A 26,473-nucleotide genomic window follows, 5' to 3' on the forward strand; every position below is an offset into this window, starting at 1 on the left:
AGGCCGGAAAGCATATCAGAGCTGTAGATTTATAAGAAAAGCCAAGAACTACAATGAGTTAAAGCTGTCTGTTGAGGCCGTGAGACAGGTCGGGGTTGGTAGGCTTGCCATCACTGTGCCACTCTCACGCACTTTGCCGGCGCTTCAGGCGCTCTGTTTCTGTCGTTCGACGTCATGAAATCACCCATGAGGTCGGCCAGTATTCTTTCCGGAGAGTGGATGACTCGTCCCTCGCTTTTGTTACTGCTGTGTTGTTCGTTGCTGCTGCCAATGCCGGCGGTTGCGCGTCTGGCCGGGCCGTTGCAAGCCGTGCCGGCGGCCAAGGTCCGCGACCTGGCGGAGATTCGTAGCAGTCGCGTGCTGCGGGTGTTGGTCAACCAAAGCCGCAACAGCTCCGGTGAAGTCCAGGGTCAGGCCATCGGCGTCGAGTACCACCGTCTGCGCGCTTTCGAACAATACCTCAATGGCCATGCTCGTGACGGCCAGGAAATCACCCTCAAGATCATTCCCAAAGCCAAGGATCAACTGCTCGGCGCGTTACAGCGCGGGGAGGGTGATCTGGTCGCGCCGGGGGAGTTGCTCGATCCGCAATCGGGCCTTGCGGTCAGCACCAGTCAACCGATTGCCAGCAATGTGCCGTTGCTGCTGGTGGGGATCAAAGGCGAACGACGTTACACCCGTCTCGAACAACTCTCGGGCAAAACCCTTGCGCTACCCACCGGCAGCGCCGCCGGGGATGCGGTCAGTCAGATCAATCAGAAGCTCGCGCTGCACAAATTGCCTCCAGTGAAGATCGAGTGGGTCGATCCCAGCCTGGCGGTCGAGGACGTGCTGGAAATGGTCCAGGGCGGGATCTTTCATCTGACGATTGTCGAGCAACCGATTGCCGAACGTTGGGGCAAGATCCTGCCCAAATTGCGCTTCGATCGTCAGGTCATTATCAGCGAGCCGGGCGAGGAATTCTGGTTCGTGCGCCGCGATGCCTCAATGCTGCGTTCGAGCATCGATCGCTTCCTGACTACCTACAAGAAGCCGTCGGACCAGGATGTGGCGTTCCTGCGGATTTATCGACGCTTGTATCAAGTGCACTATCCCTTGGCCAAGGCCGATCGGCAGCGCCTGGAAAAACTTCGACCGGTGCTACAGAAACACGCTGAAGCCCAAGGCATGGACTGGCTGAACCTGGCGGCGCTGGCCTTCAAGGAGTCGGCGCTGCAACCCAACGCCAGAAGCGGTAGCGGCCCCACCGGCCTGATGCAAATCACCCCGTCCGCCGCCCAACGGGTTGGCGTGAGTAATATTCAAAACCTCGACGCCAATGTGCAGGCCGGCGCCAAGTACCTGGCAATGATCCGCCGCAAGTTTTTTGCCAGCCCCAAACTCAATGAACGCGAGCGCATGGCGTTCGTGCTGGCGGCCTACAACATGGGACCGGAGCGGGTTCAAGGCATGCGCGCCGAGGCTCGGCGACGCGGCCTGAATCCTAATCAGTGGTTTTTCCAGGTCGAGCGCATCGCCATGGAGCAGGTGGGAATGGGGGCTGTCAGCTATGTTAATAGCGTGAACAAGTATTACTTGGCGTTCGATCGGGAGCGGGAGTCGTTGGAGCCTCAGGGGCAAAAAGTGGTCTCGCGGAAATGATCGACTAATATGATTGTTATGGTGCGTTTTTTGCGCTTTTAACATGAGTTTTATTGATTAATATAGCGGCCAACCAACACACACTCACAATGGATGACACAGCATGAGCACACTGATCAACAAGGTATTGTTCACTCGCGCGGGCTACGGTCTGACGATTCTGCGCATTTTCGTCGGCATCATCTTCGCGGCCCATGGCGCACAGAAACTCTTCGGGGCATTCGGTGGCTACGGCATTGCCGGCACCGCGCAGTACATGGAAAGCATCGGGCTGGCACCGGGTCACCTGATGGCGATGCTGGCCGGTGGTACCGAGTTCTTCGGCGGTCTGGCGCTGATCATCGGTCTGCTGGTACGCCCGGCAGCGCTGGGGTTGACCTTCCTTTCGCTGGTGGCGATTTTCTCGGTGCACATCAGCAACGGTCTGTTCATGGCTAACAACGGTTATGAATTCGCGCTGGCTTTGCTCGGTGGCAGCCTCGCGGTACTGATCGAAGGTGCAGGCAAGCTGTCGGTAGACCGCGCCATCACCGACTGACCGCCCTGGCTCAACGAAAAGGCCTGCATTGTGCGACGCACTGTGCAGGCTTTTTTGTTGCTGGTGATTCTTGACACTGTCCGGTCAGCTTCTCTAGGATGCTGCCCATGCGCCGATTTAAACAGCTACTTGCGGGGCGCCAGGTGACTCATTCAGTTGCCGATAGAAGCTTGAGACAGGCTTCGAAATACCGCTAAAGCGCTGGTTCGGTGTTGCCTCTCACCTGCCATGCAGACTTTTGAGGCAGAGACACGACACAATGAATGCATTAAGCCCCGTTATACGCCCCGCGCCGATCACGGCACACCTCACCCAGCGCAATCCAAAAATCCTGCTTGGCGGTAAACATCAGCCGACGCTTCTGCGTTACCTCGATGGCTGGCCACGTCGTACCGGTGGGCCTGCTGCTTTCCTGATTCAGTTTGTCGACGACGGCGAGTCACTGGCACGGTTTGCCGACGACAGTTTCGATCTGGCGGTGATTCAATCGCCCAGTGCAGAGGATGCACCTGAAATGATCAAACAGCTGACCCGCGTCGCGCGCCAAGGACTGATTGCCCGCCGCTGAGGCTCAGAGCGCTGGGGCTTATAAATAGTCGATCGCCACGATATACACGCATTGTTCGCCAGTCGGCGTCTGCACCCGCACTTCGGCGTCCAGTGCCTTGCCGATCAAGGCGCGCGCCAACGGTGAATCGATGCTGATCAGGCCTAGTTTCAGATCCAGCTCATCTGGCCCGACAATGCGATAGCGCGACTCTTTGCCGTCTTCATCTTCAATCGTGACCCACGCGCCAAAATAAACCTTGTTCGGATCGCTGGGTTTTTCGCTGACGACCTTGAGCGCTTCCAGGCGTTTGGTGAGAAAACGCACGCGACTGTCGATCTCGCGCAGCATTTTTTTGCCGTAGGTGTACTCGGCGTTTTCCGAGCGATCGCCCTGGGCCGCCGCTTCGCTGACCGATTGCGTCACTTGTGGTCGGCGCACATGCCAGAGTTCATGAAACTCGGCCCGCATCCGCGCTTCACCTTCGGGGGTGATCAGCGCGGTGCCAGCGGTGCGGGGAGGGCGATAACGGCTCATGGCGACTTCTTGTGGTTGAATACGTGATCAGAGCGCTTGAGTTTATCAACCCTCGCGCAAGACTGTCAGGGGGCTGGCGTTCAAGGCGCGGCGTGTGCCGAACACACCGGCACCGCCGATCAGTACTGCACCGATCAGTGGCAACACCAACAGCCATGGATGCGGGTGCCAGGGCAGGTCGAAGGCATAACGGTAGAGCACCAGGCTCACCAGTTCCGAACCCAGTGCCGCCAACAACCCGCTGACCGCTCCGAGCAAACCGAACTCGATCCGCCGGGCCCTGACCAGCGCAACTGTCGCTCGGCGCCTAGCGCTCGCAGCAATGCACCTTGGCGAATGCGTTCATCCAGCGTTGCCTGCAAGCCGGAGAACAACACCGTCATCCCCGCCGCCAGCACAAACAACAGCACGTATTCCACTGCCAGGGTGACCTGGCCGAGAATGCTGCGCAGCTGCGCCAGCAAGGCTTCGACCTGCAGAATGGTCACTGCCGGAAAGCTGCGGGACAGGTCGACGATCTGCTGATCGTGACCAGCCGCCAGATAGAAGCTGGTCAGGTAGGTCGCCGGCAAGTCCTTCAAGGTGCCGGGCTGGAAGATCATGAAAAAATTCGGCTGGAAGTTGTCCCAGTTGATCTCCCGCAGACTGGTGACTTTCGCCTCCCGATTGACCCCGCCGACGGTGAACACCATGTGATCGCCGAGCTTGAGTTTGAGGCTTTCGGCGACTTTACCTTCCACCGAAACACCGGGTATTTCATCCGCTGGTTGCTGGTCCCACCAGTTGCCGGCGGTGAGTTTGTTGCCCGCCGGCAGGTCTGCCGCCCAGGTCAGGCTCAAGTCGCGTTGAATGGCTCGATCGCCGGCCGAATCCTTGCTGACGATCTCCTGCACCGGTTCGCCATTGATGCTGATCAGCCGTCCCGGTACCACCGGGTACAGCGGCGCCGATTGTGCCGACAACTCCATCAGTCGATCGGTAAAGGCCTGTTTGTCCGCCGGCAGAATGTTCAGGGCGAAATAGTTAGGGGCGTTTTTCGGCAACTGGTTTTGCCAGGTGTCGAGCAGCTCACCCCGCAGCAAAGCGATCAGCGCCATGGACAGCAGAATCAAACCGAAGGCCAGGGCTTGACCCGCCGCTGCCAATGGATGGCGCAGCAGTTGGCCCAACCCGAGGCGCCATGGCAATGCGGCGCGCGCCAGCATCCGGCGCAGGCTCTTCAGTAGCAGTAACAACAAACCGCCCAGCACCAGCGCCGCGATCACACCGCCGCCGAGCAGGGCGAAGGTCAGCAACAGGTCCAGGCTCAAACGCCACATGATCAGGCCGAGGGCACCCAATGCCGCGCCATAGACTATCCAGGTGCTGGACGGAATCGGCAGCATGTCGCGACGCAACACGCGCAGCGGTGGCACGCGACCCAAGGCGGCCAGTGGCGGCAGGGCGAAACCGGCCAGCGCGACCAGCCCGGTGCCAATCCCGGCGATGGCCGGGAACAGGCCTCCCGGTGGCACATCGGTCGGCAGTAAATCACGCAGTAGCGCAAACAGCCCAAGCTGTGCCAGCCAGCCGAGCAGGGCGCCGCTGATGCTGGCGAGCAGTCCGAGTACGGTCAGTTGCAGACTGAACAGCACCATGGTTTCCCGACGGGACAGACCCAGACAGCGCAGCAATGCGCTGGCGTCGAATCGGCGAGTGGCGAAGCGTGTCGCCGACAACGCCACCGCCACGCCGGACAGCAACACTGCCACCAGACTGGCCATGTTCAAATAACGTTCAGCCTTGCCCAGGGCGCCGCCGATCTGTCGATTGCCGTCCCGGGCATCCTGGATGCGTTGGTTAGCCGCCAAGCCTGGCTTGATCAATTGACGATAGGTTTCCAGCGCCTCGGCTTTACCGCGCCAGAGTTCGCGGTAACTGACCCGGCTGCCGGGTTGCACGACGCCGGTCGCTTCAAGGTCGTCAAGGTTGATCAGCACCCGTGGCGTCAGGCTGTAGAAATTGCCGGCGCGATCCGGTTCGTAGGTCAACACCCGTGCCAGTGTCAGGGTTTTCAGGCCGACATCGATGCTGTCGCCGATCTTCAAGTCCAGAGCGGTCAGCAGTCGCGCTTCCACCCAGGCTTCGCCGGGTTTCGGACTGCCGCCGGGTTCTTCCGGCGCGAAGGGCGCGGGGGCGCTTTTCAGTTCGCCGCGCAACGGGTAGACGTCATCGGCGGCTTTGATACTGGATAGTTGAATGCCGTTGTCGGTGGCGATGACGCTGGAAAACTCCACCACCTGAGCGTGCTCAAGGCCCAACTCCGTGCCGCTTCTGATCTGTTCGGGCCGTGCCGGCGAACTGCCTTCAAGCACCAGGTCGGCACCGAGAAATTCGGTGGCGCGCAGCATCATGGCGCCATTCAGGCGGGCACCGAAGTAACCGATGGCGGTACTCGCCGCCACGGCAACCAGCAAGGCGAAGAACAACACGCGCAACTCGCCGGCGCGGGCATCACGCAGCAATTGGCGAAAAGCGAGACTGAACAGGCGCAACAGCGGCAAGCGTGCCATCAAGGCTCCAGAGGGGCGACCAGCAGGCCGGCTTCAAGGCGGATCAGGCGCCGGCAGCGATGTGCCAGGCGTTCGTCGTGGGTTACCAGCACCAGGGTCGTGCCGCTTTCCTGGTTGAGTTCGAACAGCAGATCGCTGATGCGCTCGCCGGTGTGGCTGTCGAGGTTGCCGGTGGGTTCATCGGCGAACAACACATCGGGCTCGGCGGCAAAGGCACGGGCAATCGCCACGCGCTGCTGTTCGCCACCGGAGAGCTGGCGCGGCGAGTGGGTCAGGCGTTGACCCAGGCCGACTCGTTGCAGCAGTTCGGTGGCGCGCTCGCGGGCGTCTTTGCGGCCATCGAGTTCCAGCGGCAGCATGACATTTTCCAGGGCATTGAGACTGTCGAGCAGCTGGAATGATTGAAAGACAAACCCCACGTGCTCGGCGCGGATCCGCGCGCGCTGATCTTCATCGAGATTGCTCAGGCCTTGCCCGGCGAGGGTGACTTCGCCGCTGCTCGGCAGGTCGAGGCCGGCCAGCAGGCCGAGGAGGGTGGATTTGCCGGAACCGGAGGCGCCGATGATGGCCAGGCTATCGCCCTTGTTCAGTTCCAGGCTGAGTTCGTGCAGGATAGTCAGTTCACCTTCCGCGCTGGGAACCACTTTGCTGAGGTTCTTCGCGGTGAGAATGCTTGCGCCCATGGAGAATCCGATGCGTGTGTGGTTTTTGAGTGCTGGCCTGGCCTTGATGTGCATGGCCCAGAACGCAGCGGCGGGTACAGTCCTGATCGTTGGCGATAGTATCAGCGCCGGTTTCGGCCTGGATACCCGCTTGGGGTGGGTGTCATTGCTCGAGCAACGGCTCAAGCACGAAGGTTTCGACGATAAGGTGGTCAATGCATCCATCAGCGGCGACACCAGTGCCGGAGGCCGGGCACGCCTGCCGGCGCTGCTTGCAGAGCATAAACCTGAGCTCGTCATCCTCGAGTTGGGAGGCAATGACGGCTTGCGCGGAATGCCGCCAACACAATTGCAACAAAATCTTGCGTCGATGATCGACAGCTCTCGCGTCAGTGGCGCCAAGGTGCTGTTGCTGGGCATGCAATTGCCACCCAATTATGGGGTGCGTTACACCCAGGCCTTTGCCGAGGTTTTTATCAAGGTGGCCGACGAGAAAAAAATCCCGCTGGTGCCGTTTTTTCTCGATGGCGTGGGCGGTCATCCGGACCTGATGCAATCCGACGGCCTGCACCCGGCGGCCGGGGCTCAGGGCAAGTTGCTGGAAAATGTCTGGCCGACACTGAAACCGCTGCTTTGACGCTTTTCTAGCGGCGGTGTTTCGGCTAAGGTGGCGCCCCCGATTTGGAGCCCCCGATGCCGCGTCCTGCCTGGTCCCTTTTTGCCTACCAACTGATCGAGCCTGACGAACAGCTGGATCTGTTCGCCTGCCAGGAAGTGCGGGTGCATCTGGTGACTCGTCAGCTGGAACTGGGCGGCTCGGCGGACCGAACCTTGTGCGGCAGTCTGTTGCCGGCGCAACCGCGCTGGTCGAGCGTCGACCGTACAGTGTTCCAGGACCAGCGCCTGTGCTCGCTGTGCCGGGCCATCCTGGAATCGCAAAAACGCGGCACCTCGCCGATCTGGCCTGAGTTGCGGTTCGAGCTTTAGATCCCTGTGGCGAGGGGGGCTTGCCTGCTGTGGGGGGCTTGCCACAGACAAGCCCCCCACAGACAAACCCCTCACCGCCGATCCCCCCAACCGCAGGTCTTTACGTCTCCCCGAAATTACGGAAGGCGGTGTACAATTCCATTTTTATACCCTTGTCGATCATGCGAAGGATTTTCCGGATGTTGCCGCGCTTTCCCGCCGTCACCCGCTGCCTGTCTCTTGCCGCCCTCTGTGTCGCGGGCCCGGTAGCAGCATTGGAGCTACCCCTGCCACCTCCTGGTGAAGACATCATCGGCCAGGTGCAAGTGATCAAGGCCAAGTACGAAGATACCTTCGCCGACCTTGGCACCACCTACGATTTGGGCTACTCGGAAATGGTCGCGGCCAACCCGGGCGTTGATCCATGGTTGCCGGGCGCGGGTACCGAAGTGGTGCTGCCAACGCGCTTCATCCTGCCGCCGGGCCCCCGTGAAGGCATCGTCATCAACCTGGCCGAATACCGTCTCTACTATTTCCCGAAAGGCCGGGACGTGGTGTACACATTCCCGCTGGGTATCGGCCGTGAAGGCTGGGGCTCGCCGATTGCCCACACCAGCATCATCGCCAAGACGCCGAACCCGACCTGGACGCCTCCAGCGTCGATCAAGGCCGAGCACGCCGCTGATGGCGATCCGCTGCCGAATGTGGTGCCGGCCGGCCCGGACAACCCTCTGGGGCCGTTCAAGTTCACGCTGGGCACTCCGGGCTACCTGATTCACGGTTCCAACAAGAAATTCGGTATCGGCATGCGCACCAGCCATGGTTGCTTCCGCATGTTCAACAACAACGTGCTGGAAATGGCCAGCATGGTGCCGGTCGGGACGTCGGTGCGGATCATCAATGACCCGTACAAGTTCGGCCTCAGTGGCGGCAAGGTTTATCTGGAAGCGCACACGCCGCTGGACGACAAGGGCAACCCTTCGGTGGTCGACAAGCACACCGCAGTGATCAATGCGATGCTCAAGCGTGAGGACATCACCAACAACTTGCGCATGAACTGGGATGTAGTGCGTGACGTGGTTGCCGCTGAAGATGGCCTGCCGGTGGAAATCGCCGTGCCGAATGCTTCGGCGCCGATGGTATCGAGTGCACCGATCGACCTGCAGCAGTAACGCGTTAAAGCAACCCGCCGACGCAGGCCGCGTCGGCGGGTTTTTTATGGCCTGCAGAAACGGCGGGCAATAAAAAAGCCGACCCAAAAAATGGGTCGGCTTGATAACAATCCCGAAGGACTATTACTTGCGGCTAGCTTTTTCCAGCATGCGCAGAGCACGCTCGTTAGCTTCGTCAGCAGTCTGTTGTGCTTTTTGAGCAGCAGCCAGAGCTTCATCAGCTTTACGGTAAGCTTCGTCTGCACGAGCCTGGGAGCGAGCTGCTGCGTCTTCAGTAGCAGTCAGACGTGCTTCGGTTTCTTTCGATACGCTGCTGCAACCGGTAGCCAGAACTGCGGCCAGAGCCAGAGCAGAGAATTTCAGAACGTTGTTCATCGTGTTCCCCTTCAAGGACTTTCTATTAAGTAGCTGTCTCCTCAGAGTGAGGAAATAGCCGGCGTACATACTACCCATTACTTGTAGTAAGTAAACTGACGTAGAGCAAGAAGCAAAAAAAATTGTAGGCGTTGATTCTTTTTCGAGCAACTTTTAACTGCATTGTATAAAAAATATCCAGCTGCGAAGCCCGAACTGAGCGAGCCGCCAAAAAAAGTTCCCCACCTCAGCAGCTGTTTTTCAGTCTCGACTAAAGTCTGTCTAGATGGAATCGTCCACACTTTTGTTCGGGTTTTGCGCAGCGGCTCTCATATCTTTATCCATGTTGAGGTGACTTAAACAAAGGGCGCTCGTCTCAAGTCTCAATACCCGGCAATGTTCAGGCCTGACTCGGGAATATCCCGGTCGAGCCGACCCTGCGTTACCCCAGGCCATACCCGCCAGCCAGCATGACGAGCGTCCCTTGAGCATTTCTGCCAATGGTGCCTACTATTTGATACGTGCTCGGTTGCGCGAGATTGGTGTTGCTCTCTCGGTGTCCATTCAGGCACGGGGTGGCGTAGATGTTCCTTCGCCGGAAAAACATCGGTAAGGTAGGGGTCAGAATTAAAGACCCGCGAGGAGTAGTGATGAGCGAGGCGTTGTCCATCCACCATGACCAGGCTGGTCATCAGTTCGAGACCACTGTGGACGGTTATCGTGCCTACCTGACCTATATGGATCTGGGGAAACAGACCCTGGATATTTATCGTACCTTTGTGCCCAACGCGCTGCGTGGTCGCGGCATCGCGGCGGCGTTGACCGAGCAGGCACTGCAATACGCTGAGGAAATGGGCTACACGGTCATTCCATCGTGTTCCTATGTGGAGCGCTACATGGAGCGTCACCAGCGGCATGCTGCCAAGCTGTGAACAAAGCGAACGCATAAAAAAACGCCAGGTTTAAACCTGGCGTTTTTTTATGCGTGAAATGAAACGGCGATCAGCTGCGCTCGCGTTTCGGCAACACATCCTTGAGCTTGGCGTGCATGCTGCGCAAGGTGTTTTCGGTGGCGGTCCAGTCGATGCAGGCATCGGTGATCGACACGCCGTATTGCAGGTCGGCGAGGTCTTTCGGGATCGCCTGGCAACCCCAGTTCAGATGACTTTCGACCATCAGGCCGATGATCGACTGGTTGCCTTCGAGGATCTGATTGGCGACGTTCTCCATCACCAGCGGTTGCAGGGCCGGGTCCTTGTTGGAGTTGGCGTGGCTGCAATCGACCATGATGTTCGGCTTGATCTTCGCCTTGTTCAGCGCTTGCTCGCAGAGCGCGACGCTGACCGAATCGTAGTTCGGTTTGCCGTTACCGCCGCGCAACACCACATGACCGTAGGCGTTGCCCTTGGTGGTGACGATCGACACGCCACCTTCCTGGTTGATACCCAGGAAACGGTGTGGGCTGGAAACCGATTGCAAGGCGTTGATGGCTACCGTCAGGCCGCCATCGGTGCCGTTCTTGAAGCCGACAGCCGAGGACAGGCCGGAAGCCATTTCACGGTGAGTCTGGGATTCGGTGGTGCGTGCGCCGATCGCCGACCAGCTGATCAGGTCCTGCAAGTATTGCGGGGAGATCGGGTCGAGGGCTTCGGTCGCGGTCGGCAGGCCCATTTCGGCCAGGTCCAGCAGCAACTGACGACCGATGTGCAAGCCATCCTGGATCTTGAACGAGTCGTCCAGGTACGGGTCGTTGATCAAACCTTTCCAGCCGACGGTGGTGCGTGGCTTCTCGAAATACACGCGCATGACCAGATACAGGGTATCGGACACTTCGGCCGCGAGCACCTTCAGGCGCTCGGCGTATTCGTGGGCAGCCTTGATGTCATGGATCGAGCACGGCCCGATCACGACGAACAGGCGGTGGTCGGTGCCATCAAGAATGTTGCGAATGACTTCGCGACCCTTGGTGACGGTGCGCAGGGCAGCGTCGCTCAGAGGGATATCACGCTTGAGCTGATCGGGAGTGATCAGGGTTTCGTTGGAGGCGACGTTAAGGTCGTTGATCGGTAAATCAGCCATCGTTTACTCGTCAGGTCACGGGTGCCGGCCGCCAGCGAACCCGCGCGGCGGAGCACAGCAAATTTAAGCGCGTCGGGGGAGTCGAACCTTAGCGCGTTACACCGTGGCTCGACAATGGGCAGACACGGGTTTAGGGGGCATTCTTGCCCCCTGAACCCGCAGGCGGCTATGCAAATGCCTTGCGAACGGTATCGTGGGAGAACTCGTCGGCGTGTTGCTGGACCCATTCGAGCGCCAGGGCCTGAATATCCTGCAGGTCGTCGTGCGCGTCATGCTGGCGGCGGTAATGTTCGATCTGGCACACCTGTTCGCCCATCCTGGCACTGAACAGCATCTGTTCGTCAACAAAGGCGATGCCCACCAGATAGCCGCGTTTTCGTCGCAAACACCACGCCACATAACCCAGAAAACACAAGTCCGGGTTCAGGGTCGGCATGCGTATTTCCAGCGCCGTACCGTGGCGCCACGCGCGGTGGTAATTGCAAGCCATGCCGCCGAGGCTGATAGTGTGCAGCTGTTGCCGCGAAATACACTCGTGTTTGAACAACGTTAATTCAACGGGCACATCGTCAGGATGAGGAAGATAACGTCTCATGAACACGGACTCCCTGTGTCGGTCATCTGACATTGTTTCTCCCAGTATAGTGGTCGAATCGGAACTGACCGATTTAGACGCCGACCAACGGTTGTTGGCGATGAGCGGCATTTCCCTGGTGATTTTTACCAGCGTCGGTTGCGCCAGTTGCCGTTTTGCCCGTGAGCAATTGCCCAGGTTCGATCTGGCGGTCGATCGACTGTGCTGGATCGATGCTGGAAACAACGGCGGGGTGGTCGAGCGTTATGGGGTCTTTCATTTGCCGGCGCTGTTTGTGGTGCGCGACGGCGAGTTCTTTGGGGCGCTACAGTCGCGTCTGACCCGCACGGCGCTCAACGAGGCCGTGGGTCAGGCGTTGAGTCGACAAGCAGAGGAGTTGCCATGACAGACACAATGGCCAGGCCGACGATCGGCATTATCGGGACCGGCGCGATCGGTGGTTTCTACGGGCTGATGCTCGCGCGTGCCGGCTTCGATGTGCATTTCCTGTTGCGCAGTGAGTTTTCAGCGGTGGCCGAACGCGGCTTGCATCTTGATCATGCGTCGTTGGGCTCGCTGGTCCTGAACCCGGTCCAGGCCTATTCGTCAGCTGCCGACATGCCGCCGTGTGACTGGCTGCTGGTGGGCGCCAAGACCACCAGTAACGCGGACCTGGCACCAGCCATTATTCAAGCCGCGGCACCTGATGCCAAAGTGCTGTTGCTGCAAAATGGCCTGGACGTCGAAGACAGTCTGCGCGCGTTGCTCCCCGATTCGCTGCACCTGCTCGGCGGGCTCTGTCTGATCTGCGTTCATCGCGTCGGCCCTGGCGTCATCACTCATCAGGCGCTCGGTGCCGTGAACGTCGGCTACCACAGTGGCCCCGCCGCCGACGAACAGGCGCGCATGAATATCGTCGAAGAGGGTGCCGGGCTGTTTCGCACAGCCGGCATCGACGCCCAGGCCATGCCGAACCTGCATCAGGCGCGCTGGCAGAAACTGGTCTGGAATATTCCCTACAACGGTCTGTCGGTTCTGCTTGGGGCCAGCACCACGCCGTTGATGACGGACGCCGACAGCCGCGCGCTGATTCAGGCCTTGATGGCCGAAGTGGTTCAGGGGGCGAAGGCCTGTGGTCACGATATGCCGCCGGGTTACGCCGACTATCTGTTCATGATGACCGAGAAAATGCCCGACTATTGGCCGAGCATGTATCACGACTTCCTGCACAAGCGGCCGCTGGAACTGGACGCGATCTACACTCGACCACTGGCAGCGGCGAAGGCAGCGGGATGTGAGTTGCCGCGAATCGAGGCCTTGTATCGCAGCTTGAGTTTTATCGATCGACGTAATCACTGAGTCGGTCAACAGGAGAGGGAAGGGCATGGCCAATGGCATAGACGACAAACTGGTGCTGGCGATTTCTTCGCGAGCACTGTTCGACTTGAGCGAGAGTCACAAGGTTTATCTGTCGAGCGGCGTCGAGGCCTATCGGCAATACCAGATCGAACACGAAGACGAAATTCTCGAGCCCGGCGATGCATTCCCGTTGGTCGAAAAACTCCTGAACCTGAATGCCAGTCTCGGCCGTGCCCGGGTCGAGGTAATCCTGGTGTCGCGCAACAGCGCCGACACCGGACTGCGGGTTTTCAACTCGATTCATCACTATGGCCTGGCGATCTCGCGTGCGGCATTTGTCGGCGGGCGCAGTCCTTATCCGTACCTCAAGGCCTTTGGTTGCGACCTGTTTCTTTCGACCCATTCCGACGATGTGCGCAGTGCGCTGGATGCGGGTTTCGCCGCAGCGACTATTCTCTCGGGCGGTGCCAGTCGCGCCGCCAGTGATGAATTGCGCATTGCGTTCGACGGTGACGCGGTGCTGTTTTCCGATGAGTCGGAGCGGGTCTATCAGTCGGGAGGCCTGGCGGCGTTTCAGGCCAGCGAGCGTGAGGCGGCCCGCGAGCCTTTGCGTGGCGGGCCGTTCAAAGGCTTCCTCGCGGCGCTCAATCTGTTGCAGCGTGAGTTCCCCGATGATGCCTGTCCGATCCGCACCGCGCTGGTGACCGCGCGATCGGCGCCGGCCCATGAACGGGTGATCCGCACCTTGCGCGAATGGGACATTCGTCTGGACGAATCGCTGTTTCTTGGCGGCCTGACCAAATCGGCTTTTCTCGAAGCCTTTGCCGCCGACGTATTTTTCGACGATCAGGCCGGCCATTGCGAGCTGGCCCGCGAAGTGGTCGCCACCGGTCATGTGCCCCATGGCATCAGTAACGAGCCGTCGATTTAAAGCGCTGCGGTTCAATGCGTTGCGCCGAACGCCGCTCTCGCCACGGCGCTGCTAAGCTGAATCAATCTCCGCCATGTTGGCATTAAAGGAGGTCACTATGATTCATTCGATGCTGTATGCCACCGACCTCGGTCTGTATGCACCTTTTGTGATGCAGCATGCGTTGGCACTGGCTCGAACATTCAATGCCGACTTGTATGTGGTGCACGCGGTTGAGCCGATGGGGTTGTTCGCCGAATCGGTGCTTCAGAGTTACCTCGATGAGCAGGCCCTGAACGAGTTTCACAGTCAGGGTCTGAATACGGTGATTGCCAATATCGAGCAGCGGGTGCTCGACAGCTTTCGCGAAGAACTGGGGGATGAGGGGGAGCAGGACCTGGAACGGATTCGGGCAGTGCGGGTGCTGCAGGGCGATCCGGCGCAGGTGATTCTCGACCAGGCGCAGAAACTCTCCGTCGATTTGCTGATCGTAGGGAGTCACAGTCATGGCGCTGGCGCGGATACGCCATTGGGCCGAACCGCTGCGCGCGTGTTGCAACTGGCCAGAGTACCGGTCTATCTGGTGCCGCTGATGGAACGTCGCCGCAAAGGGGATCGCTAGGACACGAATAATGGCGTTTTGATAAAAAAGTTCTAGATTTATTACTCAAACCATTAATATAGTTATATACCGTCGCTGATGCCCGTGGCGTCTACCTGCTTTGAGGGATTCATATGAAGCTTCAACAATTGCGCTACATCTGGGAAGTGGCGCACCACGACCTCAACGTCTCTGCTACAGCCCAAAGCCTCTACACCTCGCAACCGGGCATCAGCAAACAGATCCGTCTGCTGGAAGACGAATTGGGGGTCGAGGTTTTCGCCCGCAGCGGTAAGCACCTGACCCGGGTGACCCCGGCCGGCGAGCGCATCATCACCACCGCTGGTGAGATCCTGCGCAAAGTTGAAAGCATCAAGCAGATCGCCCAGGAATTCTCCAACGAGAAAAAAGGCACCCTGTCGATCGCCACCACGCACACCCAGGCGCGTTATGCATTGCCACCGGTGATCAGCAATTTCATCAAGCAATACCCGGACGTTGCCCTGCACATGCACCAGGGTTCGCCGATGCAGATCGCCGAGATGGCCGCTGACGGCACCGTCGACTTCGCCATCGCCACTGAAGCGCTGGAGCTGTTCGGTGACCTGGTGATGATGCCGTGCTATCGCTGGAACCGCTGCGTGGTCGTGCCTCAGGGCCACCCGCTGACCAAGCTGTCGAAGCTGACCCTCGAAGCTTTGGCCGAATACCCGATCGTGACGTACGTGTTCGGTTTCACCGGCCGCTCGAAACTCGACGAAGCCTTCAGCCATCGCGGCCTGACACCCAAAGTGGTGTTCACCGCCGCCGACGCCGACGTGATCAAGACTTACGTTCGTCTGGGCCTGGGCGTGGGCATCGTGGCGAAAATGGCGGTCGACACCAAGCTCGATAGCGACCTGGTGGTGCTTGATGCCAGCGAGTTGTTCGAGTCCAGCATTACCAAAATCGGTTTCCGTCGCGGCACCTTCCTGCGTGGCTTCATGTGCGACTTCATCGAGAAATTCGCGCCGCACCTGACCCGCGAAGTGATGGCCAAGGCCATTCAGTGCCACAACAAACAGGAATTGGAAGAGCTGTTCGACGGCGTCGAACTGCCGGTCCATTAAGCGTCAACAGACTCTAGACCACCTCGGTGACAGCAAACTGTTGCCGAGCGCCGGCCACCAGAATCTCCACTTCATCCCCTTCGAACTTGCCCAGCAGGCTTTTGCCCAGTGGTGAGCGAGGGGTGATGACAGTAATCAATTGCCCCACCAGATCAACCTTCAACCCGGCCGCGTCGGGGGCCAGGAACAGCCATTGTTCGCGACCTTTTTCGTCTTCAAGGCCGAGCAGGGCGCCGACTTCGATGCCGCGCCGCTCGTCATAAGGCCGCAGGGTCAGGTTCTGGCAAAGGCTCAATGACAGCTTGATTTCCTCCACCCGCCTGGCCTGTCCGGCCGCCAGATAAGACGCCTCCAGCCCCAGGGTGTCGTACTTGTTTTCGGCTATGTTTTCTTCGTGGGTCGCGGTTTCGTAAGCGGTTTGCGCGGCACGCTCGGCGATGTCGAGATCGATCCGCAGCTTGTCGATAATCAGTTGGTGGACGGTCGGCTTGTGCATGGAGAGCTTCATGATCAATCGCAGAATTGCAGGACATTGGCGCGGCTTTTTTCGCTCGGTGCCGTTTGATTCTGCTGCAGCCAGAACTGGCATTTTGGATTGGACAGATTGTGTTTGCTGCTTCTGGCCTGTTCCACCATTTGCTGCTGTTCATTCCTGCGCAGGTGGTCCTCGTACTGTTCGAACATCGGGTTCTGTGGGGCAGGTTGCTCAATCACCGGTGGCCTGGTCAGTTGTTCCACCGCCTGGGCCAAGGGCGCCAATTGCTCGTTGAACAACAGGCGCCAGGCGAGCCAGCAAGTCAGTGCGATCGCGATGAATCCCAGCCACAAACCGAGGGCAATGCTGCCGGTCAGTTGCAGCGCATTGAACTGGATCGGCAAGGGACGGCGCGGGTTGGGACGGTAGGGCATTACTGCCTCCTGGCGGATGGTCGCGGGCAAGTGGCGATTGTCGCATGAAGATTAATCGCCGTCGGCTCTTCTGCACGGGGTAATTTATGCGGACAATCGGCGCCTTTGCCAACGGGAGCCTGGAATGCCTGAAATGAAAACCCGCTGGGATATTTTTTGCACCGTGGTCGACAACTTCGGCGACATCGGTGTGACCTGGCGTCTGGCTCGACAACTGGTGGCTGAACATTCAGTGGCGGTGCGATTGTGGGTCGACGACCTGCGAGCCTTTGAGCGTTTGTGTCCGCAGATCGATATCAACGCTGCGCAGCAATGGCGGCAGGGCGTCGAGGTGCGACAGTGGTCGGCCGACTGGCAGCCCACCGAAGCCGCTGATGTCGTCATCGCCGCATTCGCCTGCCAGTTGCCGAGTGCCTATATGGAGGCCATGGCCGAACGGGAAAAACCGCCGCTGTGGATGAACCTCGATTATCTGAGTGCCGAAGACTGGGTCGTCGGCTGCCACGGCTTGCCGTCGGTGAAGTACAAGAACGTGCAAAAGTTCTTTTTCTTCCCGGGGTTCCGCAAGGGCACCGGTGGCTTGCTGCGTGAAAGCGGATTGCTGGAGCGGCGTCGGCAGTTTCAGCAAAGTCCGCAAGCTCAGCAAGAATTCCTGCAAGGCCTGGGGGTTGATCGCGCACCGAATGCACAACTGATCTCGCTGTTTGCCTACGAAAATACCGGGCTGGCCAGTTGGCTGGACACGATGGCGCTCGACTCGACGCCCACGCATCTGCTGGTACCCGAAGGCCGGATTCTCGGCGACGTCGAACGCTGGCTCGGGGTGGATGGGCTGAAGGCCGGGACGGTGCATGTGCGCGATGCCTTGACCGTGCAAGTGCTGCCATTCGTCCGACAGGATCAATATGACCCGCTGCTGTGGAGTTGCGATTTCAATGCCGTGCGCGGCGAAGACTCTTTTGTCCGCGCCCAATGGGCAGGTCGTCCGTTGCTCTGGCACATCTATCGGCAGGACGAAGACATCCATCTGGACAAGCTCGACGCCTTCCTGACCCTGTACACCCAAGGCCTGTCCAAGCCGGCTGGCGAGGCGATCAGTGGTCTATGGCGGGCATGGAATGCAGGTGAGACAATGACTGATCACTGGAAATCAACCCGCAAACATTGGCCTGAACTGGAAAAACATGCCGAGACATGGTGTCTGGAACAAGCCTTGCAGGCAGATCTTACCGCAGCGCTGGTACAGTTTTACCTAAATTGGATATGATACGCGGCCTAGATTTTTGTAAATCCCATCCAAATTCGGATATTCGCAATGAAAACTGGTAAAGAACTGAAACCCGGGATGGTGATCCGTCTCGAAAACGATCCTTGGCTGGTTCAGAAAGCTGAATTCACCAAGTCGGGTCGTAACAGCGCGATCATGAAGACCAAGCTGAAGAACCTGCTGACCGGTTACAAGACCGAGATCGTTTACAGCGCCGACGACAAGCTGGACGACGTGATCCTCGACCGTAAAGAAGCGACCCTGTCCTTCATCAGCGGCGACTCCTACACGTTCATGGACACCACTGACTACACCATGTACGAGCTGAACGCTGAAGACATCGAAGCCGTTCTGCCTTTCGTTGAAGAAGGCATGACCGATGTTTGCGAAGCGATCTTCTTCGAAGAACGTCTGGTTTCCGTAGAACTGCCGACCACTATCGTGCGTCAGGTTGACTACACCGAAGGTTCCGCTCGCGGTGACACTTCCGGCAAGGTGATGAAGCCTGCCAAACTGAAGAACGGTACCGAGCTGTCGGTTGCTGACTTCATCGAAATCGGCGACATGATCGAGATCGATACCCGCGAAGGCGGTTCCTACAAAGGCCGTGCTAAATAAGCACTGCTTGAGGAATGAAAAAGCCCGACCATTGAGTCGGGCTTTTTTGTGGCCTCATTCCTGTAGGAGCGAGGCTTGCCCGCGAAAGCGATTTATCATTCAACATTGATGTCGACTGACACTACGTCTTCGCGGGCAAGCCTCGCTCCTTGTATGTTGGCCGAACACCCGGCGAGAGCAGCTAAGCTCCTCGGTGTTGTCTCAAAGATGTGTTTCTGGGGGAGGCCGATCGCTCCTGAAGGCAGGATTTGCTCCTGACCTTGTCTGTAGAGAGGCCCCCCCGCCTCATTGCCCACCACGAAGAGTATCGAGAAGCCGACAAGTCGGACTTCGCATTACAAGGTTGCAGTGGCATGAAGTTCGAGGTCGGGGGAACCAGGAGCCATCTTCACCCAGTTTCCTTGGAGTGGAAAGCATGAGTGTACACGTCGGATTGGATGTTGGTTCTCGCACCACAGCAATGGGATGGCGTGACAAAGGCCGTGCAGCTGGCTCGTGGGATATCGCTCAAACGCCCAAGGGGCGCAAGGCTGCCGTGAAAAAGCTGATAGCACTCAAACCGCTTTCTGTGGTCATGGAAGCCACCGGGATTTATTACCTGGATCTGGCCCTGGAGTTAAGCACTGCAGGCTTGCCGGTTTCTGTGATCAACCCGAAAAGCTCCCGCAATTTTGCAAGACTGATGCTTCAACACAGTAAAACGGACGCCATCGACGCCCAGTTGCTAGCGGAGTACGGCGAACGCATGACGCCTCGCTTGTGGACTCCTCCAAGCCCCGCCCAGCTTGAGTTGCGTGCCATTGGCCGGCATATCAACCGTCTGACCTGCCACTGCACCCGAGCGAAGAATGAGCTGCATGCCCTTCAAGCGACCGAAACAACTTCAGCGATGCTGATTGAGGATGAGGAAGAAGCTATTGCGATGTTCGGCAGGCGCATCGAACGGTTTAGGCGAGCCGGGCGAGACATCATCGCTAGCTGTCCAATTTTGCAGGAGCAGTTTGATCACATGGTGGCTGCACCCGGAATGGGTGAGGTCTCGACATTTGCAGTGCTGGCTGAACTGACGACCCTGCCAGTGACACTCAAATCCCCGCAGATCAGTCGTTATGCAGGGCTGGACGTGCGACTGACCCAGTCTGGAACGAGCATCGACAAACCCGGGCGCCTGAGCAAGGGTGGCAACGCCTACCTGCGCTCGGCGATGTTCATGCCTGCCATGTCAGCGATCCGTTGCGATCCTTATGTGAAGGCTTTTTACGACGTGCTAGTCGGTCGTGGAAAACGAAAAATGCAGGCCATCTGCGCGGTTATGCGCAAATACCTGACAGGCTTGTGGGCCTGCATACGTGCTGGAGAGGATTTCGATACGGCCAAGCTTTTCAGCGAAAAACATCTGCTAAAAGCTTGACCGTGAACAGAGTATCTACAAGGGGTGTGTTATTTCTTCAGGTGTTGCTTGAGCTCTTCGGACGCCTGCAACATCGCCGAGCGCACCGCGGGCACCTGGCTCACTACGTTAAGCAAACCATAGTCGTGGATCATGCCGTTGTAGCGCACCGCCGTGACCGGCACACCGGCCTCGTCGAGTTTGCGCGCGTACGCTTCACCTTCATCGCGCAGTACATCGGCGCTCGCCGTCTGCACCAGGGCAGGTGGCAAGCCCTTGAGTTGCGCAGTGGTTGCCCGCAGCGGTGAGGCGTAGATCTCGTTACGCTGTTTGGCGTCGGTGGTGTAGTTGTCCCAGAACCACTTCATCATGTTTTTGGTGAGGAAGTGCCCCTCGGCGAACTGGTTATAGGACGCCGTCTCGAAGCTGGCGTCAGTCACCGGCCACAACAGCACCTGGAATCTGATCGCCGGCGTGCCTTTGTCTTTGGCCATCAGTGCAACCACGGCCGCCATATTGCCACCGACGCTGTTGCCGGCCACGGCCAGTCGTTTGCCGTCGACGTTGATCTCTTTACCGTGCTCGGCCACCCACTTTGTCGCGGCGTAGGCCTGGTTGATCGCCACCGGGTAATGCGCTTCCGGCGACGGGGTGTAATTGACGAACACCGCCGCCGCGCCCGAACCCGTTACCAGGTCCCGAACCAATCTTTCGTGGGTCGGGAAGTCCCCCAGTACCCAGCCACCGCCGTGGAAGAACATGAACACCGGCAGCTCGCCTTTGACCCCGGCCGGCCGAACGATGGTCAGGCTGATCGGTTGGCCGTCGACCTGGATGGTCTTCTCGCTGACATCGGCTTTTGGCAACGTCAGTTTCACCCCGGCCTGTGCACCCACCAACACCGCGCGGGCATCGGCAGGGGTGAGCTGCTCGATCGGTTTACCGGTGCCGGCATTCAGCACGTCAAGGAACGCCTGGGTGTTGTGTTCAACCCCATTGCCTGCGAATGCACTGTTGATGGACAGAGCGAGAAGAGTACCGGTCAAGACTTTGCTGAAAGTGTTCATATCCATTTCCTGTTCGACCTTGGAGTCAGCGGTTAGACGGTGACGTGCAGGCGCACATCGACGTTGCCACGGGTGGCGTTGGAGTACGGGCAGACTTGGTGGGCGGCTTCTACCAGGCTTTGTGCATCGGCTTGTTCAAGACCCGGCAAGCTGATGTGCAGGTCGATGTCCAGACCGAAACCGCCAGGGATCTGGCCGATGCCGACGTGGGCGGTGATCGACGCGTTGTCCGGGATTTTGCGTTTGGTCTGGCTGGCGACGAATTTCAGTGCGCCGATGAAGCAGGCGGAGTAGCCAGCTGCAAACAGTTGTTCTGGGTTGGTTGCTGCGCCGCCGGCACCACCGAGTTCTTTCGGGGTAGCGAGTTTGACGTCCAGGACGTTGTCGCTGGAGATCGCACGACCGTCACGGCCGCCGGTGGAGGTTGCGATTGCGGTGTAGAGAGTTTGCATGGTGTGAGCCTCGTTCGGGTTTCGATGTTTTGCGCTAAATGTTTGCGCGCTAAGTAAGTGCGAGGTAAATGTAGCTCGCAAATATTTAGTGCGCAATATAAATTTTCGAAAAAATTTATTTAAAGTCGTAGTCCAGCAATTCGATTGGGGAGGAGAGGCTTGAGATAGAGGCTTTCGTGCGGGATTTTTGCGAGGTGAAATTTTTTGCGACGGGAGAGGACGCCTTCGCGGGCAAGCCTCGCTCCTACGGTTTTTGTGTCGTTTACAAATTTATCGACCGAGAACCTGTGGAGCGAGGCTTGCCCGCGAAGAACGATAATGCGGTCTAAAGGCTATCTTGCAGATGACTACGCAGCGCTTGAAGATCTGCTTGCAGCTTCTTCAACTGTTCCAGCGTTTGTCCGCTGGCACCGAGGATGCACTGGGGAATACCCCGCGCCTTGTCTCGCAATGCACGGCCTTGCTCGGTCAGTTCGACAATCACTACTCGCTCGTCTTCACGGCTGCGGGTGCGGCTCAACAGGCCTTCGGCCTCCAGACGCTTGAGCAGCGGGGTGAGGGAGCCGGGATCGGTCAGCAGTTTTGTGCTGATTTCGCCGACCGTCAGCCCATCCTTTTCCCACAACACCATCATCGCCAAGTACTGCGGATAGGTCAGGCCCAGCGCTTGTAGCAGCGGCTTGTAGACCTTGGTCATCAGCAGCGAGGTGGAATGCAGGGCGAAGCAGACCTGATTATCCAGCAGCAGGTCGTCGCAGTTGTCCGGGTTGTTGCGCTCGGTGTTCATTTCAAAGCCTTGATCAGTGATCGTCATAAATCTAGCGGGCGAATCTTTAATGCGCCAGATAATTCTGGACTAGTGGCGGTCCAGGTTGGTTTGCAGCGCCAGATCCCACGGCGGGATGGGACTGAAACGGGTCTTCAGGTATTCCAGCAACAAGCGGCTGCGCGAACTGGGTTGCTGCTCCAGGCGCAACGCATAAATGCCGGTGCTTTCCGGTTTTGGCAGACCGTTTTCGCAGAACAGCGGCTGCAGTTCGCCGCGTAATAAATATTCGCTGGCCAGCCAGGTCGGTAAATGCGCGATGCCCAACCCGGCCAGTGCACCACAGACCAGTGCCTCGGCATTATTGGCGCTCATGCGGATTCGCGCTGGCCGGTGCAGGTGCATCTGCCCATCTCGTTCAAAGCGCCAGGCGAACGGCGGCGCCAGGCCTTCCCAATCAAGACCATCGTGTTCAGTCAGCTGCGCAGGGTCAGTCGGCACGCCACGGCGTTGCAGGTAATCCGGGCTGGCGCAGGCGATGCGCACCATGCTCGCCAGCGGCGTGGCCACCAACCGGGTGTCGGCCATTTGCCCTGCACGCAACACCAGATCGACTTTGCCCAGGTTCGAGCCCTGCATGTCGACAAAGCTGTCGATCAGGTGTAATTGCACGTCGAGACCGGGGTAAAGCGTCAGGAAATCGGCAATCACCGGCGCCAGGTGTCGGCGTCCGAACGCTGCCGGCGCATCCACCCGAATCAAACCTTCCGGCGCACTGCTCAGGGACACCGCTTCCGCACGGGCCAGACGCAGTTCAGCGACGATCCGCCGCGCACGCTCGGCAAAAGCCAGACCAGCCGGGGTCGCGCGCACGGCATGGGTGCTGCGAATGAACAACTGGCTGCCGACGGCGCTTTCGAGGCTGTCGATGCGCCGCGCCACGGCCGAAGGCGTCAATGGATGGCGTCGGGACGCGGCGGAAAAACTGCCGCTTTCCAGCACATCGAGAAACAGGCCAAGTTGTTCGGTCAATTGATTGGGGTTCATGGTTCGTCGGCGCTTGTGCGAAGTTGGCACAGCCATTGTGCGTTGCTGTGCGTTTCCCCGCCAGAGCCGACTGCGTAGGATGAACACCCTCACAAAAGGAAATTGCCTGTGATTGAGTTCATGTTGTATCTGGTTTTTGGCGCGGCCTTGGGAACCCTCGGCGGCCTGTTCGGCATTGGTGGCGGGTTGGTCGCGATCCCGCTGCTGGGCGTGTGGTTCGGTCTTGATCAGCAGATTGCCCAAGGCACGGCGCTGGTGATGGTGGTGCCGAACGTGATGCTGGCACTGTGGCGCTATCACCAGCGCAATCGCATCGAATTGCATCATGCGCTGCCACTGGCCTCGATGGGGTTCTGCTTTGCCTGGATCGGTTCGATCTGGGCGGTGGGTATCGATGCACAAACCATGCGCTTGGGCTTCGTCGCTTTCCTGATCGCGCTGTCGGCCTACAACCTGATGCGAATGTTCACCACCAACGCACCGGCCTCTTCGCAGATGCGCTATTCCTGGCCGTGGCTGGGTGTGCTCGGAGCGGCTTCCGGGACCATGGGCGGACTATTTGGAGTGGGCGGGGCGGTGGTGGCAACGCCGGTGTTGACCAGCCTGTTCGGCACCACTCAAGTGGTTGCCCAGGGGTTGGCGCTGGCGCTGGCGTTGCCGAGTACGGGCGTCACCCTGGCGACTTATGCAGTGCACGATCAGGTGCATTGGGCGATCGGTGTGCCGTTGGCGGTCGGAGGATTGATGAGCATCAGTTGGGGCGTGAGAATTGCCCACGCATTGCCGGAGCGACTCCTGCGTGGGCTGTTCTGTGGTTTTCTGGTGGTCTGTGCGGTGATGCTCGCGTTTAAAGTTTGAAACCTTCGACGATGTGCTCGGCCAGGCATTCGGTGATCGGCGAAGGGTTGTTCAGGTTGCGGATCAGCATGATGCTGGCTTCCGGCAGCAGCGGCAGGTCTTCGTTGGCGCCAAGGATGCGCATGTCCGGTGTGATCAGGCTTTCCAGCTGCGCGGTGATCGCAAGCCCCGCGCTGACCACGGCCATCAACGCCGACAGGCTGGAGCTGTTGTAGGCAATGCGGTAGTCGCGGCCCATGGCATCCAGGGCATTGCATGCCCAGAGGCGGCAGAAACAATCACTGTTGAACATCGCCAGCGGCAGCGGCGTTTGCTCATGGGCGCTGAAGCATTGGGCTTCGGCCCAGACAAAACGCTCCTTGCGCAGCAGTTGACCAATCTCGTTACCCGGCTCTCGGGTGACGATGGACAGGTCCAGGTCCTGGCGCTGCAACAGTTGCCGGGTCGATTCGCAGTGAACCTCGATCTGGATCAGCGGGTAGAACTGCGCAAAGCGCGACAGGATGCCCGGCAGAAAGCGCATGACGTAATCATCGGGCGTGCCAATGCGCACGGTACCGACCATATGTGGCTCACGCAGGGTATTGAAGACTTCGCTGTGGAGTTTGAGGATGCGCCGCGCATAGCCCAGCAATACCTGGCCTTCGGCGGTCAGTTTGACCTGGCGCCCGTCGCGTTCGAACAGCTGGCGCTGCAGCACGTCTTCTTCCAGGCGTTTCATCTGCATGCTCACCGCCGACTGGGTGCGGTTGACCATTTCACCGGCGCGGGTGAAACCGCCCTGATCGGCGATCGCGACGAAGGTGCGCAATACATCGGTGTCGATACTGGGGTAGGCGGACATTCATCAATCTCCGAGATGTATGCCATCAGAAACATTCGTTGGATTGATCTTAGCGCTGACGCGAGACTTGGGCCATCCCTAAAGGAGGGCTACACGATGAAAGGTCACAACGAGCATGTAACGGAACAAAAATTTTCAATCCATGCGGTATCCGATTTGCTGCACAAGTTTAGTCGCTGGTACGAACTTCACCGTGAACGTGAAATGTTGGCGAGCTTGAGCGACGAAGCATTGAAGGATATCGGCGTGAGCCGTGCGGATGTGGAGCATGAGACGGTAAGACCGTTCTGGGATGATCCGATGCATAAATGATGATGCCATCGCTACACAAACCCCTTCCGGGTGAGGTAGGTTGCGAGCAGACAAGGAGATGCTCATGCCCGCCACACTGTCCTTTTCCCTCAAACAGGCTCGGCGTCTGGCGCTGGCTGCCCAAGGGTTCAACGGGCGCCAGCCGCCAGCGGCGATCAAAGCGGTTCAGCTAAACCGGCTGATCGAGCGCCTGGGCATTCTGCAGATCGATTCGGTCAATGCGTTGGTGCGTTCGCACTATCTTCCCTTGTTTTCCCGTCTTGGCAATTACTCATCCGACTTGCTTGATCAGGCTGCCTGGAGTCAGGGCCGTCGACGCACGTTGTTCGAGTACTGGGGTCATGAAGCGTCTTTGTTGCCCTTGTCGATGTACCCCTTGATGCGTTGGCGAATGCAGCGCGCGACCCGCGGCGAAGACATCTATCAGCAACTGGCGCGCTTCGGTCGTGAGCAGCAAGACACGATTCGCCGCGTGTTGGCGTCGGTTCAGGAGCTCGGTGCGCTGGGTGCGGGCAGCTTGTCGACCCGCCAGGAGCGGGCGGGGCCATGGTGGGACTGGAGCGAGGAAAAGCACGCGCTGGAATGGTTGTTCGCTGCTGGTGAAGTGACCGTGGCCGGGCGGCGCGGGTTCGAACGGCTTTATGATTTGCCGGAGCGGGTGATTCCTTCGGCCATTCTTCAGCAGCCTTTGCTTAGCGAGGCTGAGGCTCAGCGCGGGCTATTACTGCATGCCGCCAATGCGTTGGGCGTGGCGACGGAAAAGGACCTGCGGGATTATTTTCGCTTGAGCCCGGCAGACAGCCGGCCGCGGCTAGCGGAGCTGGTCGAGGAGGGCGATCTGCTGGTATGTGAGGTTGAAGGCTGGCGGCAACCAGCCTATTGCCTGGCAGAGCCGAAAGTACCGCGCAAGGTCAAGGCCAGTGCGCTGCTTTCACCGTTTGATTCGCTGATTTGGGAACGCAGCCGTACCGAGCGATTGTTCGATTTCCGTTATCGGCTGGAGATTTATACGCCACAGCATAAGCGCGTCTACGGCTATTACGTATTGCCGTTTTTGCACAATGAGCGGGTTGCCGCGCGGGTCGACTTGCGGGCCGAGCGGGCATTGGGCCGGTTGGCGGTGCATGCCGTGCATGAGGAAGAGCCGGGGCTGGATGAGGTGGGGATGCTGGCGTTGGCGGTCAATCTGCGGCAGATGGCGGATTGGTTGGGGCTGGCGCAGATTCAATTGAATTGCCCGCGGGCGAGTGCGGCGCGGTTGCGGGTGGCATTGGCACAGCTTGATGGTGATTGAGCTGACGCCATCGCGGGCAAGCCCGCTCCCACAGGGTTAGCGCTGAAC

Annotated in this window: 30 protein-coding genes and 1 pseudogene; 18 read left to right on the top strand and 13 right to left on the bottom strand. The window is 59.0% G+C overall.

The features are described 5' to 3' along the window. Positions 1-219 precede the first annotated feature (219 nt). The 3 genes from PSH65_RS08740 to PSH65_RS08750 all read left to right on the top strand — a co-directional run bounded on the left by PSH65_RS08740 (position 220) and on the right by PSH65_RS08750 (position 2,747). Positions 220-1,641 carry a transglycosylase SLT domain-containing protein gene (locus tag PSH65_RS08740; RefSeq protein WP_305425842.1) on the top strand — a complete coding sequence of 474 codons (1,422 nt, stop codon included), beginning with the start codon at positions 220-222 and terminating at the stop codon, positions 1,639-1,641. A 103-nt stretch (positions 1,642-1,744) separates the two neighbouring features. Beyond that, the gene (locus tag PSH65_RS08745; RefSeq protein WP_305425843.1) at positions 1,745-2,179 is read left to right on the top strand and encodes a DoxX family protein; all 435 of its coding nucleotides are present in this window, start codon (positions 1,745-1,747) and stop codon (positions 2,177-2,179) included. Positions 2,180-2,438: 259 nt separating this feature from the next. Further along, a complete protein-coding gene (locus PSH65_RS08750) occupies positions 2,439-2,747 on the top strand; it encodes a class I SAM-dependent methyltransferase (protein WP_305425844.1) in 309 nt (102 codons plus the stop codon). An 18-nt stretch (positions 2,748-2,765) separates the two neighbouring features. On the opposite strand, the gene greB is transcribed toward PSH65_RS08750, so the two are convergent. From greB to PSH65_RS08765, 3 genes and pseudogenes are all read right to left on the bottom strand, one after another. Then, entirely contained in the window at positions 2,766-3,263 is a 498-nt protein-coding gene (gene greB / locus PSH65_RS08755; RefSeq protein WP_129436988.1) for a transcription elongation factor GreB, read from the bottom strand. A 45-nt stretch (positions 3,264-3,308) separates the two neighbouring features. Further along, positions 3,309-5,815, bottom strand: a pseudogene (locus PSH65_RS08760) (ABC transporter permease). Further along, a complete protein-coding gene (locus PSH65_RS08765; RefSeq protein WP_305425845.1) occupies positions 5,815-6,498 on the bottom strand; it encodes an ABC transporter ATP-binding protein in 684 nt (227 codons plus the stop codon). Before PSH65_RS08765 ends, PSH65_RS08760 begins: the two are co-directional and overlap by 1 nt. Before the next feature lie 10 nt (positions 6,499-6,508). Between PSH65_RS08765 and PSH65_RS08770 the strand changes: the two genes are divergently transcribed. The 3 genes from PSH65_RS08770 to PSH65_RS08780 all read left to right on the top strand — a co-directional run bounded on the left by PSH65_RS08770 (position 6,509) and on the right by PSH65_RS08780 (position 8,615). Then, positions 6,509-7,114 carry an arylesterase gene (locus PSH65_RS08770; protein WP_305425846.1) on the top strand — a complete coding sequence of 202 codons (606 nt, stop codon included), beginning with the start codon at positions 6,509-6,511 and terminating at the stop codon, positions 7,112-7,114. Positions 7,115-7,170: 56 nt separating this feature from the next. Continuing rightward, a complete protein-coding gene (locus tag PSH65_RS08775) occupies positions 7,171-7,464 on the top strand; it encodes a hypothetical protein (RefSeq protein ID WP_007899882.1) in 294 nt (97 codons plus the stop codon). Between the two features lie 179 nt (positions 7,465-7,643). Continuing rightward, complete coding sequence (locus PSH65_RS08780; RefSeq protein ID WP_305425847.1) at positions 7,644-8,615, top strand: L,D-transpeptidase family protein; 972 nt, start codon at positions 7,644-7,646, stop codon at positions 8,613-8,615. 123 nt (positions 8,616-8,738) lie between these two features. Here the strand turns inward: PSH65_RS08780 and oprI are convergent, their stop codons facing one another. Continuing rightward, entirely contained in the window at positions 8,739-8,990 is a 252-nt protein-coding gene (oprI, locus tag PSH65_RS08785; RefSeq protein ID WP_003172710.1) for an outer membrane lipoprotei OprI, read from the bottom strand. 629 nt (positions 8,991-9,619) lie between these two features. Between oprI and PSH65_RS08790 the strand changes: the two genes are divergently transcribed. Beyond that, positions 9,620-9,901 (top strand): GNAT family N-acetyltransferase, encoded by a 282-nt coding sequence (locus tag PSH65_RS08790; RefSeq protein ID WP_030132333.1) that lies wholly within the window; start codon positions 9,620-9,622, stop codon positions 9,899-9,901. A gap of 70 nt (positions 9,902-9,971) precedes the next feature. Here the strand turns inward: PSH65_RS08790 and PSH65_RS08795 are convergent, their stop codons facing one another. Continuing rightward, on the bottom strand, positions 9,972-11,048 hold the full coding sequence (locus PSH65_RS08795; protein ID WP_305425848.1) for a 3-deoxy-7-phosphoheptulonate synthase: 1,077 nt from the start codon (positions 11,046-11,048) through the stop codon (positions 9,972-9,974). Positions 11,049-11,214: 166 nt separating this feature from the next. Beyond that, complete coding sequence (locus PSH65_RS08800; protein ID WP_305425849.1) at positions 11,215-11,643, bottom strand: PilZ domain-containing protein; 429 nt, start codon at positions 11,641-11,643, stop codon at positions 11,215-11,217. Between PSH65_RS08800 and PSH65_RS08805 the strand changes: the two genes are divergently transcribed. From PSH65_RS08805 to cysB, 5 genes are all read left to right on the top strand, one after another. Further along, complete coding sequence (locus PSH65_RS08805; RefSeq protein WP_305425851.1) at positions 11,642-12,028, top strand: co-chaperone YbbN; 387 nt, start codon at positions 11,642-11,644, stop codon at positions 12,026-12,028. The two genes, PSH65_RS08800 and PSH65_RS08805, sit on opposite strands and share 2 nt — an antisense overlap. Then, the gene (locus PSH65_RS08810; RefSeq protein WP_305425852.1) at positions 12,025-12,981 is read left to right on the top strand and encodes a putative 2-dehydropantoate 2-reductase; all 957 of its coding nucleotides are present in this window, start codon (positions 12,025-12,027) and stop codon (positions 12,979-12,981) included. Before PSH65_RS08805 ends, PSH65_RS08810 begins: the two co-directional genes overlap by 4 nt. Before the next feature lie 25 nt (positions 12,982-13,006). Then, positions 13,007-13,912, top strand: a complete 906-nt coding sequence (locus tag PSH65_RS08815) for a 5'-nucleotidase (protein WP_008075703.1) — start codon at positions 13,007-13,009, stop codon at positions 13,910-13,912. 97 nt (positions 13,913-14,009) lie between these two features. Further along, positions 14,010-14,513 (top strand): universal stress protein, encoded by a 504-nt coding sequence (locus PSH65_RS08820; protein ID WP_305425853.1) that lies wholly within the window; start codon positions 14,010-14,012, stop codon positions 14,511-14,513. A 113-nt stretch (positions 14,514-14,626) separates the two neighbouring features. Next, on the top strand, positions 14,627-15,601 hold the full coding sequence (gene cysB, locus PSH65_RS08825; RefSeq protein ID WP_007899921.1) for an HTH-type transcriptional regulator CysB: 975 nt from the start codon (positions 14,627-14,629) through the stop codon (positions 15,599-15,601). Positions 15,602-15,614: 13 nt separating this feature from the next. Here cysB and PSH65_RS08830 read toward each other — a convergent pair whose 3' ends face one another. Then, on the bottom strand, positions 15,615-16,097 hold the full coding sequence (locus PSH65_RS08830) for a transcription elongation factor GreAB (protein ID WP_305425855.1): 483 nt from the start codon (positions 16,095-16,097) through the stop codon (positions 15,615-15,617). Positions 16,098-16,111: 14 nt separating this feature from the next. Beyond that, entirely contained in the window at positions 16,112-16,510 is a 399-nt protein-coding gene (locus PSH65_RS08835; protein WP_305425856.1) for a hypothetical protein, read from the bottom strand. A gap of 124 nt (positions 16,511-16,634) precedes the next feature. Here PSH65_RS08835 and earP point away from each other — a divergent pair, with 124 nt between their 5' ends. The 3 genes from earP (at position 16,635) to PSH65_RS08850 (ending at position 19,806) form a co-directional block, all read left to right on the top strand. After that, positions 16,635-17,777, top strand: a complete 1,143-nt coding sequence (gene earP, locus PSH65_RS08840; RefSeq protein WP_305425858.1) for an elongation factor P maturation arginine rhamnosyltransferase EarP — start codon at positions 16,635-16,637, stop codon at positions 17,775-17,777. A 48-nt stretch (positions 17,778-17,825) separates the two neighbouring features. Then, a complete protein-coding gene (locus PSH65_RS08845) occupies positions 17,826-18,395 on the top strand; it encodes an elongation factor P (protein ID WP_007899917.1) in 570 nt (189 codons plus the stop codon). A 415-nt stretch (positions 18,396-18,810) separates the two neighbouring features. Next, complete coding sequence (locus PSH65_RS08850) at positions 18,811-19,806, top strand: IS110 family transposase (protein ID WP_305424530.1); 996 nt, start codon at positions 18,811-18,813, stop codon at positions 19,804-19,806. Positions 19,807-19,835: 29 nt separating this feature from the next. Here the strand turns inward: PSH65_RS08850 and PSH65_RS08855 are convergent, their stop codons facing one another. From PSH65_RS08855 to PSH65_RS08870, 4 genes are all read right to left on the bottom strand, one after another. Next, positions 19,836-20,852 (bottom strand): alpha/beta hydrolase, encoded by a 1,017-nt coding sequence (locus tag PSH65_RS08855; protein ID WP_305425859.1) that lies wholly within the window; start codon positions 20,850-20,852, stop codon positions 19,836-19,838. Between the two features lie 32 nt (positions 20,853-20,884). Further along, positions 20,885-21,304: an organic hydroperoxide resistance protein gene (locus PSH65_RS08860; protein ID WP_305425861.1), complete on the bottom strand. Its 420-nt coding sequence runs from the start codon at positions 21,302-21,304 to the stop codon at positions 20,885-20,887. Between the two features lie 325 nt (positions 21,305-21,629). Then, positions 21,630-22,091, bottom strand: coding sequence for a MarR family winged helix-turn-helix transcriptional regulator (locus tag PSH65_RS08865; protein ID WP_305426959.1), 462 nt, complete (start codon positions 22,089-22,091; stop codon positions 21,630-21,632). A 69-nt stretch (positions 22,092-22,160) separates the two neighbouring features. After that, positions 22,161-23,117 (bottom strand): LysR family transcriptional regulator, encoded by a 957-nt coding sequence (locus PSH65_RS08870; protein ID WP_305425862.1) that lies wholly within the window; start codon positions 23,115-23,117, stop codon positions 22,161-22,163. 108 nt (positions 23,118-23,225) lie between these two features. Here PSH65_RS08870 and PSH65_RS08875 point away from each other — a divergent pair, with 108 nt between their 5' ends. Beyond that, entirely contained in the window at positions 23,226-23,975 is a 750-nt protein-coding gene (locus tag PSH65_RS08875) for a sulfite exporter TauE/SafE family protein (protein ID WP_305425863.1), read from the top strand. On the opposite strand, the gene PSH65_RS08880 is transcribed toward PSH65_RS08875, so the two are convergent. Further along, a complete protein-coding gene (locus tag PSH65_RS08880; RefSeq protein ID WP_007899911.1) occupies positions 23,965-24,819 on the bottom strand; it encodes a LysR substrate-binding domain-containing protein in 855 nt (284 codons plus the stop codon). The genes PSH65_RS08875 and PSH65_RS08880 overlap by 11 nt on opposite strands. 96 nt (positions 24,820-24,915) lie before the next feature. Here PSH65_RS08880 and PSH65_RS08885 point away from each other — a divergent pair, with 96 nt between their 5' ends. After that, a complete protein-coding gene (locus PSH65_RS08885) occupies positions 24,916-25,131 on the top strand; it encodes a DUF1127 domain-containing protein (RefSeq protein ID WP_032835366.1) in 216 nt (71 codons plus the stop codon). Positions 25,132-25,195: 64 nt separating this feature from the next. Then, positions 25,196-26,425: a winged helix-turn-helix domain-containing protein gene (locus PSH65_RS08890; RefSeq protein ID WP_305425865.1), complete on the top strand. Its 1,230-nt coding sequence runs from the start codon at positions 25,196-25,198 to the stop codon at positions 26,423-26,425. Positions 26,426-26,473 lie beyond the last annotated feature (48 nt).

The organism is Pseudomonas sp. FP603 (assembly GCF_030687415.1).
GTDB classification, from domain to species: Bacteria; Pseudomonadota; Gammaproteobacteria; order Pseudomonadales; family Pseudomonadaceae; genus Aquipseudomonas; species Aquipseudomonas wuhanensis.

Coding starts and splice junctions, on each gene's coding strand:
- PSH65_RS08740 (WP_305425842.1), top strand. CDS start 220: ATGACTCGTCCCTCGCTTTTGTTACTGCTGTGTTGTTCGTTGCTGCTG.
- PSH65_RS08745 (WP_305425843.1), top strand. CDS start 1,745: ATGAGCACACTGATCAACAAGGTATTGTTCACTCGCGCGGGCTACGGT.
- PSH65_RS08750 (WP_305425844.1), top strand. CDS start 2,439: ATGAATGCATTAAGCCCCGTTATACGCCCCGCGCCGATCACGGCACAC.
- greB (WP_129436988.1), bottom strand. CDS start 3,263: ATGAGCCGTTATCGCCCTCCCCGCACCGCTGGCACCGCGCTGATCACC.
- PSH65_RS08765 (WP_305425845.1), bottom strand. CDS start 6,498: ATGGGCGCAAGCATTCTCACCGCGAAGAACCTCAGCAAAGTGGTTCCC.
- PSH65_RS08770 (WP_305425846.1), top strand. CDS start 6,509: ATGCGTGTGTGGTTTTTGAGTGCTGGCCTGGCCTTGATGTGCATGGCC.
- PSH65_RS08775 (WP_007899882.1), top strand. CDS start 7,171: ATGCCGCGTCCTGCCTGGTCCCTTTTTGCCTACCAACTGATCGAGCCT.
- PSH65_RS08780 (WP_305425847.1), top strand. CDS start 7,644: ATGTTGCCGCGCTTTCCCGCCGTCACCCGCTGCCTGTCTCTTGCCGCC.
- oprI (WP_003172710.1), bottom strand. CDS start 8,990: ATGAACAACGTTCTGAAATTCTCTGCTCTGGCTCTGGCCGCAGTTCTG.
- PSH65_RS08790 (WP_030132333.1), top strand. CDS start 9,620: ATGAGCGAGGCGTTGTCCATCCACCATGACCAGGCTGGTCATCAGTTC.
- PSH65_RS08795 (WP_305425848.1), bottom strand. CDS start 11,048: ATGGCTGATTTACCGATCAACGACCTTAACGTCGCCTCCAACGAAACC.
- PSH65_RS08805 (WP_305425851.1), top strand. CDS start 11,642: ATGAACACGGACTCCCTGTGTCGGTCATCTGACATTGTTTCTCCCAGT.
- PSH65_RS08800 (WP_305425849.1), bottom strand. CDS start 11,643: ATGAGACGTTATCTTCCTCATCCTGACGATGTGCCCGTTGAATTAACG.
- PSH65_RS08810 (WP_305425852.1), top strand. CDS start 12,025: ATGACAGACACAATGGCCAGGCCGACGATCGGCATTATCGGGACCGGC.
- PSH65_RS08815 (WP_008075703.1), top strand. CDS start 13,007: ATGGCCAATGGCATAGACGACAAACTGGTGCTGGCGATTTCTTCGCGA.
- PSH65_RS08820 (WP_305425853.1), top strand. CDS start 14,010: ATGATTCATTCGATGCTGTATGCCACCGACCTCGGTCTGTATGCACCT.
- cysB (WP_007899921.1), top strand. CDS start 14,627: ATGAAGCTTCAACAATTGCGCTACATCTGGGAAGTGGCGCACCACGAC.
- PSH65_RS08830 (WP_305425855.1), bottom strand. CDS start 16,097: ATGCACAAGCCGACCGTCCACCAACTGATTATCGACAAGCTGCGGATC.
- PSH65_RS08835 (WP_305425856.1), bottom strand. CDS start 16,510: ATGCCCTACCGTCCCAACCCGCGCCGTCCCTTGCCGATCCAGTTCAAT.
- earP (WP_305425858.1), top strand. CDS start 16,635: ATGCCTGAAATGAAAACCCGCTGGGATATTTTTTGCACCGTGGTCGAC.
- PSH65_RS08845 (WP_007899917.1), top strand. CDS start 17,826: ATGAAAACTGGTAAAGAACTGAAACCCGGGATGGTGATCCGTCTCGAA.
- PSH65_RS08850 (WP_305424530.1), top strand. CDS start 18,811: ATGAGTGTACACGTCGGATTGGATGTTGGTTCTCGCACCACAGCAATG.
- PSH65_RS08855 (WP_305425859.1), bottom strand. CDS start 20,852: ATGAACACTTTCAGCAAAGTCTTGACCGGTACTCTTCTCGCTCTGTCC.
- PSH65_RS08860 (WP_305425861.1), bottom strand. CDS start 21,304: ATGCAAACTCTCTACACCGCAATCGCAACCTCCACCGGCGGCCGTGAC.
- PSH65_RS08865 (WP_305426959.1), bottom strand. CDS start 22,091: ATGAACACCGAGCGCAACAACCCGGACAACTGCGACGACCTGCTGCTG.
- PSH65_RS08870 (WP_305425862.1), bottom strand. CDS start 23,117: ATGAACCCCAATCAATTGACCGAACAACTTGGCCTGTTTCTCGATGTG.
- PSH65_RS08880 (WP_007899911.1), bottom strand. CDS start 24,819: ATGTCCGCCTACCCCAGTATCGACACCGATGTATTGCGCACCTTCGTC.
- PSH65_RS08885 (WP_032835366.1), top strand. CDS start 24,916: ATGAAAGGTCACAACGAGCATGTAACGGAACAAAAATTTTCAATCCAT.
- PSH65_RS08890 (WP_305425865.1), top strand. CDS start 25,196: ATGCCCGCCACACTGTCCTTTTCCCTCAAACAGGCTCGGCGTCTGGCG.